Annotated in this window: 15 protein-coding genes and 1 riboswitch; of the genes, 14 read left to right on the plus strand and 1 reads right to left on the minus strand. The window is 44.0% G+C overall.

Annotated features, from left to right (window positions below; genetic code table 11):
* Positions 1–153: 153 nt before the first annotated feature.
* From uvrB to luxU, 3 genes are all read left to right on the plus strand, one after another.
* Positions 154–2,184 carry an excinuclease ABC subunit UvrB gene (uvrB, locus tag ACED60_RS05145; RefSeq protein ID WP_135381343.1) on the plus strand — a complete coding sequence of 677 codons (2,031 nt, stop codon included), beginning with the start codon at positions 154–156 and terminating at the stop codon, positions 2,182–2,184.
* A 302-nt stretch (positions 2,185–2,486) separates the two neighbouring features.
* Complete coding sequence (gene luxO, locus ACED60_RS05150) at positions 2,487–3,875, plus strand: quorum-sensing sigma-54 dependent transcriptional regulator LuxO (RefSeq protein WP_004734031.1); 1,389 nt, start codon at positions 2,487–2,489, stop codon at positions 3,873–3,875.
* Between the two features lie 24 nt (positions 3,876–3,899).
* Complete coding sequence (gene luxU, locus ACED60_RS05155; protein ID WP_371727071.1) at positions 3,900–4,244, plus strand: quorum-sensing phosphorelay protein LuxU; 345 nt, start codon at positions 3,900–3,902, stop codon at positions 4,242–4,244.
* Positions 4,245–4,334: 90 nt separating this feature from the next.
* Here the strand turns inward: luxU and ACED60_RS05160 are convergent, their stop codons facing one another.
* The gene (locus ACED60_RS05160) at positions 4,335–5,222 is read right to left on the minus strand and encodes a YvcK family protein (RefSeq protein ID WP_017092489.1); all 888 of its coding nucleotides are present in this window, start codon (positions 5,220–5,222) and stop codon (positions 4,335–4,337) included.
* A 194-nt stretch (positions 5,223–5,416) separates the two neighbouring features.
* Positions 5,417–5,569, plus strand: a riboswitch (molybdenum cofactor riboswitch).
* On the opposite strand from ACED60_RS05160, the gene moaA reads away from it, so the two are divergent.
* The 11 genes from moaA (at position 5,558) to ACED60_RS05215 (ending at position 15,906) form a co-directional block, all read left to right on the plus strand.
* Entirely contained in the window at positions 5,558–6,547 is a 990-nt protein-coding gene (gene moaA, locus ACED60_RS05165) for a GTP 3',8-cyclase MoaA (RefSeq protein WP_026012219.1), read from the plus strand. It overlaps the preceding riboswitch by 12 nt.
* A 90-nt stretch (positions 6,548–6,637) precedes the next feature.
* On the plus strand, positions 6,638–7,150 hold the full coding sequence (moaB, locus tag ACED60_RS05170; protein WP_004734027.1) for a molybdenum cofactor biosynthesis protein B: 513 nt from the start codon (positions 6,638–6,640) through the stop codon (positions 7,148–7,150).
* A 12-nt stretch (positions 7,151–7,162) separates the two neighbouring features.
* Entirely contained in the window at positions 7,163–7,642 is a 480-nt protein-coding gene (gene moaC, locus ACED60_RS05175) for a cyclic pyranopterin monophosphate synthase MoaC (RefSeq protein ID WP_004734026.1), read from the plus strand.
* Positions 7,639–7,884 (plus strand): molybdopterin synthase sulfur carrier subunit, encoded by a 246-nt coding sequence (moaD, locus tag ACED60_RS05180; protein WP_004734025.1) that lies wholly within the window; start codon positions 7,639–7,641, stop codon positions 7,882–7,884. Before moaC ends, moaD begins: the two co-directional genes overlap by 4 nt.
* A gap of 2 nt (positions 7,885–7,886) precedes the next feature.
* On the plus strand, positions 7,887–8,360 hold the full coding sequence (gene moaE, locus ACED60_RS05185) for a molybdopterin synthase catalytic subunit MoaE (RefSeq protein WP_004734024.1): 474 nt from the start codon (positions 7,887–7,889) through the stop codon (positions 8,358–8,360).
* 663 nt (positions 8,361–9,023) lie between these two features.
* The gene (locus ACED60_RS05190) at positions 9,024–10,655 is read left to right on the plus strand and encodes an ABC transporter substrate-binding protein (protein ID WP_371727072.1); all 1,632 of its coding nucleotides are present in this window, start codon (positions 9,024–9,026) and stop codon (positions 10,653–10,655) included.
* Between the two features lie 111 nt (positions 10,656–10,766).
* The gene (gene oppB / locus ACED60_RS05195) at positions 10,767–11,687 is read left to right on the plus strand and encodes an oligopeptide ABC transporter permease OppB (RefSeq protein ID WP_009848637.1); all 921 of its coding nucleotides are present in this window, start codon (positions 10,767–10,769) and stop codon (positions 11,685–11,687) included.
* Between the two features lie 15 nt (positions 11,688–11,702).
* The gene (gene oppC, locus ACED60_RS05200; protein WP_009848636.1) at positions 11,703–12,605 is read left to right on the plus strand and encodes an oligopeptide ABC transporter permease OppC; all 903 of its coding nucleotides are present in this window, start codon (positions 11,703–11,705) and stop codon (positions 12,603–12,605) included.
* Positions 12,606–12,656: 51 nt separating this feature from the next.
* Positions 12,657–13,628, plus strand: coding sequence for an ABC transporter ATP-binding protein (locus tag ACED60_RS05205; protein WP_371727073.1), 972 nt, complete (start codon positions 12,657–12,659; stop codon positions 13,626–13,628).
* Positions 13,625–14,611, plus strand: coding sequence for a murein tripeptide/oligopeptide ABC transporter ATP binding protein OppF (gene oppF / locus ACED60_RS05210; protein ID WP_167851817.1), 987 nt, complete (start codon positions 13,625–13,627; stop codon positions 14,609–14,611). Before ACED60_RS05205 ends, oppF begins: the two co-directional genes overlap by 4 nt.
* Before the next feature lie 356 nt (positions 14,612–14,967).
* Positions 14,968–15,906, plus strand: coding sequence for a glutathione S-transferase family protein (locus ACED60_RS05215; RefSeq protein WP_102453333.1), 939 nt, complete (start codon positions 14,968–14,970; stop codon positions 15,904–15,906).
* The last annotated feature ends 88 nt before the right edge of the window (positions 15,907–15,994 follow it).

The following is a 15,994-nucleotide window of genomic DNA, read 5'->3' on the forward strand; positions in this document are numbered from 1 at the left end:
TCTTGCAGGGGCACGGATAATACCAAGTTCCAAAAATAAAAGCTATAACTGATATCTAATCTTAAGATGCATTTCTCTAGATAATAGTTGCAACGACACTCCTCCTAGAGTGACAATGACCTGATTAAATAAACAGTATGGAAATGGCGACCTATGAGTAAACTCTTTGACTTGGTATCGGACTACAGTCCGTCCGGTGACCAGCCGACGGCAATTACCAAATTATTAGATGGACTAGATTCTGGTTTAGCACATCAAACTCTATTAGGGGTAACGGGCTCAGGTAAAACCTTTACGCTTGCCAATGTCATTTCTCAATCTCAAAGACCAGCAATCTTGTTAGCGCCTAACAAAACGTTGGCAGCTCAACTTTATGGTGAGATGAAGTCATTCTTTCCAAATAATGCCGTTGAATACTTCGTTTCTTACTACGATTACTACCAGCCTGAAGCGTATGTACCAACCACAGATACGTTCATTGAGAAAGATGCGTCGGTGAATGCTCATATCGAGCAGATGAGACTTTCGGCGACCAAGGCCTTATTAGAGCGAAAAGACGCCATCATTGTAGCTTCTGTATCGGCTATCTATGGTCTTGGTGATCCTAAATCGTATTTGAAAATGATGCTTCACTTGAGTCGTGGTGAGGTTATGGATCAGCGTGATATTTTGCGCCGTTTGGCGGAGCTACAATATTCAAGAAACGACGTCGCATTTGAACGAGGTCAGTTTCGCGTGCGTGGTGAAGTGATTGATATCTTCCCGGCTGAATCTGACCAAGATGCCGTGCGAATTGAAATGTTCGATGATGAAGTGGATTGCATCAGTATCTTTGACCCACTAACTGGTGCGGTTAAGCAAAGAGACCTGCCTCGCTTTACGGTTTATCCAAAAACGCACTATGTAACTCCACGAGAGAAAATCCTTGAAGCGATTGAGAAGATTAAGGATGAGTTGCGTGATAGAGCTCAATATTTAAAAGACAATAATAAGCTTCTAGAAGAACAGCGTATCTCTCAAAGAACTCAGTTTGATATCGAGATGATGACCGAGCTTGGCTTCTGTTCTGGTATCGAAAACTATTCACGATACTTGAGTGGCCGTGCTGAAGGGGAAGCGCCTCCGACGTTATTTGATTACTTGCCTGATGATGGTCTGTTGATTATCGATGAGTCACACGTGACCGTGCCGCAAATTGGTGCGATGTATAAAGGTGACCGCTCTCGTAAGGAAACTCTAGTTGAGTTTGGTTTCCGTCTGCCTTCGGCACTGGATAACCGTCCAATGAAGTTTGAAGAATTTGAGTCTATAGCCCCGCAAACGATTTTTGTGTCGGCCACGCCAGGCAATTACGAAATCGAAAAATCAGACGGTGAGATTGCTGATCAAGTGGTGCGTCCTACTGGTTTGTTAGACCCAATTATCGAAGTAAGGCCAGTCGCGACTCAGGTTGATGACCTTTTGTCTGAAATCAGAATACGTTCAGTGAAAGAAGAGCGTGTACTTGTCACGACGCTAACTAAGCGAATGGCAGAGGACTTAACTGAATACCTGAGTGAGCATGGCGTTAAAGTTCGTTACTTGCACTCTGATATCGATACCGTTGAACGCGTAGAAATTATCAGAGACCTACGTTTGGGCGAGTTTGACGTGTTAGTGGGCATTAACTTACTTCGTGAAGGTTTGGATATGCCTGAAGTGTCGCTGGTGGCGATTCTTGATGCAGACAAAGAGGGCTTCTTACGTTCTGAGCGTTCTCTGATTCAAACCATTGGTCGTGCTGCGCGTAACTTGGAAGGTAGAGCGATCCTTTATGGTGATTCGATTACTAAGTCGATGAGAAAAGCGATTGATGAAACCGATCGTCGTCGCGAGAAACAGCAAGCCTACAACGAAGAGCAAGGTATCACGCCGCAAGCGTTGAAACGCAATATTAAAGACATTATGGAATTGGGTGATCTAACCAAGTCGAAGCAGCAGCGCCAATCGAAGCAAGTTCCTTTATCTAAGGTGGCTGAGCCTTCTGAAAGTTATGCCGTACTTACGCCGCAACAGCTTGATAAAGAGATCAGTAAGCTAGAAGCTGCGATGTATCAGCATGCTCAGAATCTGGAATTTGAATTGGCCGCACAGAAGCGTGATGAAATTGAGCAGCTAAGAAAGCAGTTTATTACCAACAGCTAATCTCACTTTTCGCTCGAGAAGTGATCCCTCTCAGCACAAGAATTGAGAGTGTTTCAGACAAAAAAACAGCCAGTAGTAAATGTTCTACTGGCTTACGTTTGTGAACACTCGGTCCACTAACAACGTCAGTTGGCTAGGTGACCCGAAGGTCATCTATATCGTAGCATCGTTCGTGCCAGATAGATAAAACATTGATTGTTTGAAGTAAGTAAAAAAACACACTACAAATATTGTGGCTAATTTGCATAATGCAAAGCGGAATGCGACTATAATAAGAAATGCAAATTATAAATGGCTAGGATATGCAATCAAAAACGCTAGATAACAAATCGAAGTATTTGTTGATGGTAGAGGATACCGCTTCGGTAGCAGCTTTATATCGCTCGTATCTTACACCGCTCGAAATTGATATCAACATTGTCGGCACTGGCCGCGATGCAATCGAGAGTTTGAATCATCGAATCCCAGACCTTATTTTATTAGATCTACGTCTACCTGATATGACGGGTATGGACGTGCTATTTGCTGTAAAACAGAAGTACCCTGAAGTTCCGGTTATCTTCATGACGGCTCATGGCTCTATCGATACCGCCGTAGAAGCGATGCGTCATGGTTCTCAAGATTTCCTTATCAAACCGTGTGAAGCCGACCGACTCCGTATTACGGTGAACAACGCGATCCGCAAAGCCACCAAGCTTAAAAATAGCTCGGAACACCCGGGAAACCAAAATTACCAAGGCTTTATCGGCAGTAGCCAAACCATGCAGCAGGTTTACCGAACGATTGATTCTGCTGCATCGAGTAAGGCGAGCATTTTCATTACTGGTGAAAGTGGTACCGGTAAAGAGGTATGTGCAGAAGCCATTCATGCGGCGAGTAAGCGTGGCGATAAGCCTTTCATCGCGATTAACTGTGCCGCTATCCCTAAAGATCTGATTGAAAGTGAATTGTTTGGTCACGTTAAAGGTGCCTTTACCGGTGCGGCGACCGATCGCCAAGGTGCTGCTGAGCTTGCTGATGGTGGAACACTGTTTCTTGATGAACTGTGCGAAATGGACTTAGAGCTGCAAACCAAGCTGCTGCGCTTTATCCAAACCGGTACTTTCCAAAAAGTCGGCTCTTCGAAGATGAAGAGTGTCGACGTTCGTTTTGTGTGTGCGACCAACCGTGACCCTTGGAAAGAAGTACAAGAAGGTCGCTTTAGAGAAGATTTATACTATCGTTTATACGTGATTCCATTGCACTTGCCGCCATTGCGTGAGCGTGGTGAAGATGTCATCGAGATCGCGTATTCTCTGCTAGGCTATATGTCGGTCGAGGAGGGGAAGGCGTTTGTACGTTTTGCTCAGGAAGTACTTGATCGCTTTAATCAATATGAGTGGCCGGGTAACGTTCGTCAGCTACAAAACGTGTTGCGAAACGTGGTGGTATTGAATAACGGCAAAGAGATTACTCTCAACATGCTTCCACCACCGTTGAACCAACCGATTGAAAACAGTCTGCGATTGAAAGAGAAGCAGAATGAAGACATCACGGTAAAAGATATTTTCCCATTGTGGATCACTGAGAAAACGGCTATCGAACAAGCCATTAAAGCGTGTGATGGCAACATCCCCCGTGCGGCAGGTTTCTTAGATGTCAGTCCATCGACGATATACCGTAAGTTGCAAACGTGGAATGCGAAGCAGTAATCATCAAACAATAAGAAAATAATAATGACGAAAGTATTAAATCAGCAAAAAGTTGATGAGCTTGCCAGCGAAATTGGGCAAGAGAATGTCCCGGTTTTACTGGAAATCTTTTTAGGTGAGTTGAAAGGCTACTACGAGCACTTAGAGATAAATAAAGAGTCGGATACCTCTAAGTACTTGGCTGATATCAGTCATGCACTTAAGAGCAGCGCAGCAAGTTTTGGCGCAGACTCTTTGTGTAGTTTTGCGATTAGCTTAGACGCAAAAGTGAAGCAAGCATTGCCTGTAACCGAGATTGATTTCCAAGATATGCAAGAGCTCCTGTTATCAACGTACACTGAATATCAGCAGTTGATGACGGATCTCTAAAGCGGCTAGTTATTAAAGAGACTAAAAAAGGAGCATGATGCTCCTTTTTTGTTTTTACTGGTCTCTGTCGTCTAGCCTAAGCGACAAGCATTAAGCCAGTTGATCCCTAATCGCTTGCTGGAGTTTTAAACGGTCGTGTCGCCAATCTCGGTTAGGAGAGGCAAGATCAGTGGTCACACAATTCCATTGCCCTTCTAATTCAGGGTGTGGTTCATTGCCCAGTACAATGTCTATTTTTCTTGCCTTACAGGTACGTTCACACCACTCCAATTGTTCTTGAAGCGTCATTTTTCCTGCAGGGCCGTGCTCTGGCGAAAGGTTTTCAACGAAGATAACTTTTGCCTTGGTATTTTCCGCGATTGCTTTGCCAATTTCTGGCAGTAGCAGCGGGGGCATCACACTGGTTAAAAAGCTTCCTGGTCCAAGGACAATGCAGTCTGCTTGCTCAACTGCAGCAACAGCTTCTTTGGTTGCCGGTACTTCTGGAGATAAGTCCATCATGCGCAGCTTTTCTGTCATGTCATCAACGTTGGTTTCGCCAGTTACCCAACGACCGTCCATTGATAAAGCCGTTAGATCAGAAGGGTGCTCGGTCATTGGGACGATATTGACATCGACCTTGAGCATATTTCGAATTAGGTTAATTGCTTCCAATGGGCGAACGGAAAGGTTGTCTAACGCCGTTAGCATTAGGTTACCTAAGTTGTGACCATCGAGTTCACCTTGACCGCGAAAGCGATATTCAAACATCATCGAGCTAATCGAAGGTTCTGTGATTAATTGGTTGATACAGTTACGAGTATCTCCCCAAGCGATACCACCTTGGCAGTCTCGAATTCGTCCGGTTGAACCACCGTTATCTGTTGTTGCAACAATGCCAGTCGCATTGCTACCAAAGTCTTTTAATGCAGCTAGCATACGACCTAAGCCATGGCCTCCACCGATTGCTACGACTTTCTTTGAAGAGTAAATATTCATTTTTTGTTCTTGTTAGATTATTACCAACTATAATTTAGGTTAAATGCTTCTCGTCAGATACTCAACAAGAGTTATTTTGAGGGTTTGATACGTTTTTTTTGCCGATGTGACCCGTTTTTTGTCATCAGAGCTAGATTCACGTACAAATATTAAGTATTTTATTACTCAGCTACTGTGCGTGTGAATATAACGTGCAGTTGCCATAACTCCGAGCTCTCGCATGCTAAGTCGCACAGTGGTATTTGCTGTACCGATACGCATCAAGAGCCAGTGACATGTTGTCACAAGGGCTTAATTGGAAATGATTATGCCTCCCGTGTTTGGAAAGGTGTTCCGTGGCGCAACAATTCGAAGATAGATTCCATCGCAAGTTTTATTACTTGCGCTTGTCGGTTACAGACGTCTGTAACTTTAAATGTACTTACTGCTTGCCAGATGGTTATAAACCGTCAGGGCAAAAAAACTCGTCTTTTTTAAGTGTTCCCGAGATCAAACGTATTGTGAAAGCGTTTGCAGATTGTGGCACCTCTAAGATCCGCATTACTGGCGGAGAGCCGAGCCTGCGTAAAGACTTTCCTGAAATCATACATACTGTTGCTTCTACTCCAGGCATCGAAAAAGTAGCCACGACAACGAATGGCTACCGCATGGAGAAACAAGTAGGGCAATGGCGTGATGCTGGTTTAACCCATATAAACGTGAGCGTGGATAGCTTAGATTCGCGCATGTTCCATCAGATCACTGGTGAGAATAAGTTTACAGAGGTTATGCGAGGCATTGATAAAGCGTTTGAGGTTGGCTTTGAACAAGTCAAAGTCAACGTCGTATTGATGAAAGACCTCAATAGTCAGGAATTACCAGCCTTCCTTAATTGGATCAAAGACAAACCTATTCAATTACGTTTTATCGAGCTGATGAAAACCGGCGAGATGGACGAGTTGTTCGATAAACACCATGTGTCTGGCGTTGCGATCCGCAACCAGCTTATTGCTAATGGTTGGCTGTTAAAAGTCAAAGCCGTTAATGATGGCCCCGCGCAAGTGTTTGTCCACCCAGACTACAAGGGTGAAATCGGTTTGATCATGCCTTACGAGAAAGACTTTTGTGAGAGTTGTAACCGACTGCGTGTTTCTGCGACCGGTAAACTTCACCTATGTCTGTTTGGCGACCACGGTGTTGAACTGAGAGATCTGATTCAAGAAGATCAACAAGAGCAAGAGCTCATTGATCGAATTCAGGCTCAGCTTCAAACCAAGTCCGTTAGCCACTTCTTACACGATGGCAACAGCGGCATGACTCCAAACTTGGCGTCAATCGGCGGTTAACCCGCTATATACTCTAAAGCATTTTATCGCTCAGCTTCTTTAAGCTGGGCGAATCAGTCTAATCATTGAAAAATTTATAAAGGTGAACAAATGGGTCACGCAGAAAGCAAATTTCAAGCAGCAAACATCGCAGTACTAACCGTTTCAGATACTCGTACAGAAGAAAATGACACGTCAGGTGGTTACCTAGCTGAGCATGCTAAAGAAGCAGGCCACAACGTGGTTGATAAGCAAATCGTTATCGATGACATGTACAAGATCCGTGCGATCGTATCTAAGTGGATTGCTGACGAAAGCGTTCAAGCGATTATGATCACTGGCGGTACGGGCTTCACATCTCGTGACAGCACGCCTGAAGCACTTAAGCCACTATTCGACAAAGAAGTAGAAGGCTTTGGTGAACTATTCCGTCAAGTGTCTTACGAAGAGATTGGTACATCGACGATTCAATCTCGTGCGATTGCGGGTTTTGCTAACCACACGGTTATCTTTGCGATGCCTGGCTCTACAGGCGCATGCCGCACCGGTTGGACTAAGATCATCAAGCAACAGATGGATGCGAGTCACCGTCCTTGTAACTTCATGCCACATCTTTCTGTATAAGGTGGATTGAGCATGAGCCAATTTACACATATTAACGCGTCTGGCGAAGCGAACATGGTCGATGTATCGGCTAAAGCAGAGACAGTACGTGAGGCGAGAGCAGAAGCTTTCGTTCAAATGTCAGCAGAAACGCTAGAGCTGATTGTTTCTGGCAGCCACCATAAAGGTGATGTTTTCGCAACGGCACGTATTGCTGGTATCCAAGCAGCGAAGAAGACGTGGGACTTGATTCCACTGTGTCACCCTTTGCTACTCACTAAAGTAGAAGTACAACTTGAAGCCATTGAGTCTGAAAACAAGGTTCGTATCGAATCGGTATGTAAGCTTGCAGGTAAGACAGGCGTAGAAATGGAAGCGCTAACGGCCGCTTCTGTTGCCGCGCTAACGATTTACGATATGTGTAAAGCTGTTCAGAAAGACATTGTTATCGAGAATGTGCGCCTGTTAGAGAAGACGGGTGGTAAATCAGGTCACTTCAAGGTGGAATCATGATTACGGTACTTTTCTTTGCACAAACTCGTGAACTTGTCGGTGTTGATAGCCTAGAGATCGATGCGCAATACAATACTATTGAAGCGATTCGCAGCCACCTTGTAACACAAGAAGGCAAATGGGATATCGCATTGGAAGAGGGCAAGCTGCTGGCAGCACTCAACCAATCAATCGTACCTTTGACGACTGAAGTGAAAGACGGCGACGAAGTGGCTTTCTTCCCACCTGTTACTGGAGGTTAGCCATGAATGACTCTCGAGTTATTGATCCAAGAGTATTGGTTACTGCTGAAGACTTTTCTGTGGGTGGCGAATACGATTATTTAGCTCAAGGTACGGCTGCGGGAGCGGTTGTGACGTTTGTAGGTAAAGTTCGCGACATGAACCTTGGCGACAACGTGATTGGTTTGTCTCTAGAACATTATCCGGGTATGACAGAGAAGTCTCTGAGTGAGATCTGTGATCAAGCTGAAGCGCGCTGGCCTATCCAGAAGATGCGAGTGATTCACCGCGTTGGTGACCTAGATATCGGTGACCAGATTGTTTACGTTGGTGTATCCAGTGCACATCGTGGCGCTGCCTTCGAAGCGTGTGAGTTTGTTATGGATTTTCTGAAAACCAAAGCGCCGTTTTGGAAAAAGGAAAGAACGACAGAAGCGACTCGTTGGGTTGACTCTCGAGACTCCGACGCGAAAGCAGCGGAGCGTTGGAAGAAGTAATCCACTCCATAGCGTGTTTCGATCTTAACGTGAAAGCGTATTTCAGATTGGGACGTAGATAGTAAGAAAGCCGACGTTTGACGTCGGTTTTTTTGTGCGTGCTACAAAGTGATTTATAAATAAAAGGTTCTTTAATAAATGGTTAAGCAGTCAAGTTGCATATGAATTCAACGCGTGATTTAGTCTGTGTTGGTGCATTTCCAAATCTGTTTTGGTGCAGTGCTTTATGCTGTTTTGTATAAAGTGATAATCCTCACAAATAGTGCAGTCTATTTAGGGGATATGTGATGTGCAATTAGATTTTATGTGGCATTAATGTTAATTTGCCGACAGTGTTCTAGCATAAGATGCTAAATAAAAGTATCAATTCAGATACATCAACACTAAAGGCTGTTTTTTAATTAATTCCTATGTGTAATTAACTATTCATTAGGTTTTTATTAGAGATTTACACTGTGACCTTGAGTAATTCGGAGAATTATCCGATTTTTTGCGACTTGTTTATGGCAAATTACTTCAATGGTTGATAGTGTGTGCCTCAATCTTTGTAAGGTTTTAGATTTTTATGCTTAAATTTTGAGCTAAATAAATCTAAATCACTGCCGTTCAGTGAACTTAGCAAAGAAGTCATGGATGCAATACGTAAAACTTGGAGTTTATTAAATGTACAAGAATAAAATCACTCAGGCCCTTCTTCTAGGTGCTGGTTTGGCAGTGGCTGCCACTTCTACTCTTTCTATCGCTGCTGAAGTTCCAGCAGGCACAGAACTAGCAAAAGTTCAGGAACTTGTTCGCGGTAACGGTACTGAAGTTGCGACTATCGACCCACACAAATCTCAAGGTGTACCAGAATCTCACGTAATTCGTGATCTTCTAGAAGGTCTAGTGAACCAAGACGGCGAAGGTAATACAATCCCAGGTGTAGCCGAAAGCTGGGAAACGACAGACAACAAAACATTCACTTTCCACCTACGCAAAGACGCAAAATGGTCTAACGGCGATCCTGTAACAGCTGAAGATTTCGTTTACAGCTGGCAACGTGCAGTTGATCCTGCCACTGCTTCTCCATACGCTTGGTACATGGAATATACCAAGATGGTGAATGCGAAAGACATCGTAGCGGGTAAGAAAGACAAGAGTGAGCTAGGCGTTAAAGCTGTAGATGCAAACACACTTGTTGTTGAATTAGAAACAGCGGTACCATACTTCGTCATGATGATGGGCCACACAACAGTGAAGCCAGTACACAAGGCAACTGTTGAAAAATTCGGTGACCAATGGACTAAGCCGGGTAACTTCGTAGGTAACGGCGCATTCTCTGTTGATAAGTGGGTTGTTAACGAACGTCTAGTTCTAAAGCGTAACGACCAATACTGGAACAACGACAAAACTGTTCTAAACAAAGTAACCTTCCTACCAATCGAAAACCAAGTTGCGGAAATGAACCGTTTCCTATCTGGTGAAATCGACTTCACAAATGAACTTCCAACTGAGCACTTCAAGCGTCTTAAGAAAGAGCACGCAGAAGACGTATCTGTAGCGGGTAACTTGTGTACTTACTACTACATCTTCAACACGAAGAAAGCTCCATTTGATGACGTTCGCGTACGTAAGGCTATCTCTTACGCAATTGACCGTGACATCGTGACTGGCGCTATCTTAGCGCAAGGTCAAAAACCAGCATATTTCCTGACGCCTGAAATCACAGCGGGCTTCGATCCTGAGCTTCCTCAGTACGGTACAATGTCTCAAAAAGAACGTAACGTAGAAGCGGCACGCCTTCTTGAAGAAGCGGGTTACGGCAAAGACAATCCACTAAACTTCAACCTACTTTACAACACTTCTGAAAACCACAAGAAGATTGCTGTAGCACTAGGTTCTATGTGGAAGAAAACACTGGGTCTTAAAGTTACACTTGAAAACCAAGAGTGGAAAACTTACCTATCTTCTAAAGATTCTGGTGACTTCGAAGTAGCTCGTGCTGGTTGGTGTGGTGACTACAATGAAGCGTCGTCATTCCTAACGCTAATGAAGAGTAACAACACTACCGGTGGTGTTCACTACGACAGCGCGGCTTACGATCAAATCATTGATAAAGCATTGAACTCTACTTCAGAAGAAGAGCGTAAAGCACTTTACCTTGAAGCTGAGGCGCTAATGGCTAACGATATGCCTATCGCACCTATCTACCAATACGTGAAATCACGTCTACTAAATCCGCACGTTGGTGGCTTCCCTACGAACAACGCGGAAGATAAGATCTTCTCGAAAGACTTATACATCAAGGCTCAATAAGCTTCGATTCTAAAAAGTTAATATAACTATAACGATACAGACACTACATGCGTAACACGCGCATGTAGCGTCTTTCTAATTTTAATTGTCACAGACTGAAAGAGTGAGTTTATGCTTAAATTCATTATGAAAAGGATATTTGAAGCGATTCCAACGATGTTGGTGTTGATCACTATATCTTTCTTTCTCATGCGTTTCGCACCGGGTAACCCGTTTTCCAGCGAGCGTCCATTACCGCCAGAAGTTATGGCTAACATCGAAGCTAAATACGGCTTAGATAAACCAGTATTTGAACAGTACACCACGTACTTAACCAACATCCTTCAGGGTGATTTTGGTCCATCTTTCAAATATCAAGATTACACAGTAAATGAGCTGATTGCTGTAGCACTTCCAGTATCTGCGAAGGTAGGCTTCGTTGCCTTTATCTTTACGCTAATTATGGGGGTCACCGTCGGTACTATAGCCGCATTGAAGCACAATACCTGGGTCGACTACACCATAATGTCGACTGCCATGCTCGGGGTGGTGATGCCATCCTTCGTGTTGGCACCAGCGCTTATTTACCTTTTCTCCCTGCACTGGAATATATTCCCAGCAGGTGGTTGGCATGGCGGCACCTTCGTGTACATCGTGCTACCTGTTATTGCGATGTCTCTTCTATATGTAGCGACCTTTGCTCGTATCACTCGCGGTAGCATGATTGAAACGCTAAACAGTAACTTTATCCGTACTGCTCGTGCTAAAGGTCTAAGTTACCGTTATATCGTTCTTAAACATGCGCTTAAGCCAGCAATGCTACCTGTTGTTTCATATATGGGGCCTGCGTTCGTAGGTATCATCACAGGTTCAGTTGTTGTTGAAACCATCTTCGGCCTGCCGGGGATCGGTAAGCTGTTTGTTAACGCCGCGTTTAACCGTGACTACTCGTTAGTAATGGGTGTAACCATTTTGATTGGTTTCCTATTCATCTTGTTCAACGCTATCGTTGATATTTTACTAGCGCTTATTGACCCGAAAATTCGCTACTAACAGGGACGCATGGTTATGTTGAAGAAAAAAGAAAACTTAGAAGCGATCGAAAAATTCTCTGAGAATTTGGAAATTGAAGGTCGTAGTTTGTGGCAGGATGCGCGTATTCGTTTTATGCGCAACAAAGCGGCAATGATCAGTCTGTTCATTCTAATTATCATGGTGCTATCGGTAATCTTCTTACCTATGTTGGCGCAGCATGCTTACGATGATACCGATTGGTACGCAATGCACGTTGGTCCAAATGCGGATCATTGGTTTGGTACTGACAGTTTAGGTCGTGACTTATACGTTCGTACGATGATCGGCGGCCGTATTTCTCTTATGGTTGGTGTGATGGGCGCATTTGTAGCGGTACTGATTGGTACGCTTTACGGTGCAGCTTCAGGTTTCATTGGCGGTCGTACTGACCGAGTGATGATGCGTATCCTAGAGATCTTGTATGCAGTACCATTCATGTTCCTTGTGATCGTACTGGTAACATTCTTTGGTCGTAATATTGTACTTATCTTTGTTGCTATCGGTGCTATTGCTTGGCTCGATATGGCACGAATCGTACGTGGTCAAACGTTGAGTCTACGTAGCAAAGAATTCATCGAGGCTGCTCACGTATGTGGTGTAAGTAAATGGAAGATCATTACACGTCATATCGTACCGAACGTATTGGGTATTGTTGCGGTTTACTCGACGCTACTTATTCCGAGCATGATCCTTACTGAATCATTCTTATCTTTCCTTGGTCTTGGTGTTCAAGAACCTATGACAAGTTGGGGCGCGCTATTACAAGAAGGCTCGCAAACAATGGAAGTTGCTATTTGGCAACTAGCATTCCCAGCGGCATTCATGGTAGTTACGCTGTTCTGCTTTAACTACGTAGGTGATGGTCTGCGCGACGCGCTTGATCCAAAAGACAGATAAAGAAATAGCAAATAAAAATACAAAAGCTATAAAAGATTGAAGGAAGCAATGATGAGCTTATTAGATGTCAAAGATCTGCGCGTCGAATTTACCACGCAAGATGGTATCGTAACCGCAGTAAACGACTTGAACTTCTCACTTAACCAAGGCGAAACGCTGGGTATTGTTGGTGAGTCGGGTTCAGGTAAATCACAAACGGTATTTGCACTGATGGGACTGCTGGCGAAGAACGGCATCATCTCAGGTAGCGCAAAGTTTGAAGGCAATGAAATTCTTAACCTGCCAGAAAAAGAGCTGAACAAAGTACGTGCTGAACAGATCGCGATGATCTTCCAAGATCCAATGACCTCACTGAACCCTTACATGAAAGTAAGTGATCAGTTGATGGAAGTACTTATGCTGCATAAAGGCATGGGTAAAGCAGAAGCATTTGAAGAATCAGTACGTATGCTTGAAGCGGTGAAAATCCCTGAAGCACGCAAGCGTATCACCATGTACCCGCACGAGTTTTCGGGCGGTATGCGTCAGCGTGTGATGATCGCAATGGCACTGCTGTGTCGTCCTAAATTGCTTATCGCTGATGAACCAACAACGGCACTGGATGTAACCATTCAAGCGCAAATCATGGAATTGCTGAACGAACTTAAAGATGAGTTCAATACGGCAATCATCATGATCACCCATGATTTGGGTGTTGTTGCTGGCTCATGTGACAAAGTACTTGTGATGTACGCAGGTCGTACAATGGAATATGGCACGGTTGATGAAATCTTCTACGAGCCAAGCCACCCTTATGCGGAAGGCCTGCTTAAAGCGATTCCTCGTTTGGATACCGAAGGTGAAATTCTACCGACGATTCCAGGTAACCCACCTAACTTACTTCGCCTACCAACAGGTTGTCCTTACCAAGACCGTTGTCACCGTGTAATGGACCGTTGTAAGCAAGAAGCACCGATTCTACAGCTATTTGCTAAAGACCGTCAGCGTGCTTGTTTTTCAGACTGGGAGACTTGGACAAAATGAGTAAAGAATTACTATTAGATATTAAAGACCTAAAAGTTCACTTTAGCATTGCGGCTAAGTCTGCTTGGCCTTGGGCGAAACCATCAAACCTTAAAGCAGTCGATGGTGTTGATGTTCATCTTTACGAAGGCGAAACGCTAGGTGTGGTAGGTGAGTCTGGTTGTGGTAAGTCGACTTTTGCACGCGCAATTATCGGTTTGGTTGAAGCGACTGAAGGTCAAGTGATGTGGTTAGGTCAGGACCTGACTAAGATGCAAGAAGTGAAACGTCGTGAGACTCGTAAAGAGATTCAGATGATCTTCCAAGATCCGCTAGCATCACTCAACCCGCGTATGTCAGTAGGCGACATCATTGCTGAGCCTCTACAAACTTTTTATCCTGAGCTTTCTAAACAGGAAGTGAAGGACAGAGTTAAAGAGATGATGGCAAAGGTTGGTTTACTACCCAACGTAATTAACCGTTACCCACATGAATTCTCTGGTGGTCAGTGTCAACGTATCGGTATCGCACGTGCACTTATCTTGAAGCCTAAGATGATCATCTGTGATGAACCTGTTTCTGCTCTGGATGTATCTATCCAAGCTCAAGTAGTAAACCTTCTTATGGAACTACAGAAAGAGTTAGGTTTGTCTTTGGTATTCATCGCGCACGATTTGTCGGTTGTGAAGCACATCTCTGACCGTGTATTGGTGATGTACTTAGGTAATGCTGTTGAACTAGGTGAATCTGATGCCTTGTTCTCAGACCCAAAACACCCATATACCAAAGCATTGATGTCTGCAGTTCCGATTCCAGACCCACGCTTAGAGCGCAGCAAAACGATTCAGATGCTGGAGGGTGATCTCCCATCACCAATTAATCCCCCATCGGGTTGTGTGTTCCGTACTCGTTGCCCTGAAGCAACCGAGGCGTGTGCGCAAACTAAGCCAACTATTCAAGGCGATGACGTTCACGCAGTATCTTGCTTGCACGTACAAGTCTAGAGCCTATTTAAAACGGTTCAGCCTGTGACAGGCTTAAGCGCGACTAGTTATTAGAGTCGCGCTTTTTTTGTGTCTAAAGTTCCATATTAAATAAGCTTCATCAAATAATTTGAACAACTAAGCCAACTTCTTCTAGTTTAGAAAAAGTTGGCTTTTTTTATACTAATACCAATCGTAGTAAATAACTGCTCATCCTAGCTTGTTAAAACGCTCGATAACGGCGTTAGAATTTTTGATTGTAGAATAACTACTAACAGAAAAATTCTTCCTTGTTCTCAAGCCTTTTCTCTGCGCTATTTCTGAACATTTACTTACTGTGATTGGTATAAAAAATTTTGGATGACAGAGGTTTGGATATGGGTAAGTTAGTTGAAGGTGTTTGGCATGACGTTTGGTATGACACCAAAGAAAGCGGTGGCAAGTTTGTTCGCGAAGATGCAGGCTTTCGTCACTGGATAGAGAACAAAGCCGGTGCACAATTTCAGCCGGAAAGCGGCCGTTATCACTTATACGTATCATTGGCTTGCCCTTGGGCGCACCGAACTTTAATCTTCCGTGAACTTAAAGAGTTAACCGATCATATTGACGTGACGGTCGTCTGCCCAGACATGATGAGTGAAGGGTGGCAAATGGGGCTACCTGAACCTCTATTCGGCCATACTCGTATGCACCAAATTTACACTCAAGCCAAGCCTGATTACTCAGGACGAGTAACGGTTCCAGTGCTATGGGATAAGAAAACCAACACCATCGTGAGCAACGAATCCTCTGAAATTATCCGCATGTTCAACTCAGAATTTAATGAGTTAACAGGCAATACGGATGACTACTATCCGTGGGAATTGGCTAAGAAGGTTGATGAGTGGAATGACTACATCTATCCAAGCATCAACAACGGTGTTTATCGTACTGGCTTTGCAACCACACAAGAAGCTTATGAAGAAGCGTATGACGCGTTGTTTGAGGCGTTGGACAAAGTAGATGCACATCTTAGTGAACATCGTTATCTAGCGGGTAACGAGATTACAGAGGCAGATTGGCGCTTGTTTACCACTCTGGTTCGATTCGATGCGGTGTATGTTGGTCACTTTAAGTGTAACAAGCAGAGAATTTCAGACTATGTCCATATTCAGGGTTACTTAAAAGAGTTGTACCAAGTAGAGGGTATTAAAGAGACTACTGATTTCTACCATATTAAGCGTCACTACTACTACAGCCACACTGGTATTAATCCGACTCAAGTTGTGCCCAAAGGACCAGCATTAGATTTAGAGTCAGCCCATGGGCGAGGCTAGATTAATCTTAAAAGTATCAAATAACCTTAAGCATTAGACATAAAAAACCCTAGATAAGAATCTAGGGTTTTTGCTTTCTACAAAAGAA

This window comes from Vibrio sp. 1F279, from assembly GCF_041439815.1.
GTDB lineage: Bacteria > Pseudomonadota > Gammaproteobacteria > Enterobacterales > Vibrionaceae > Vibrio > Vibrio tasmaniensis_A.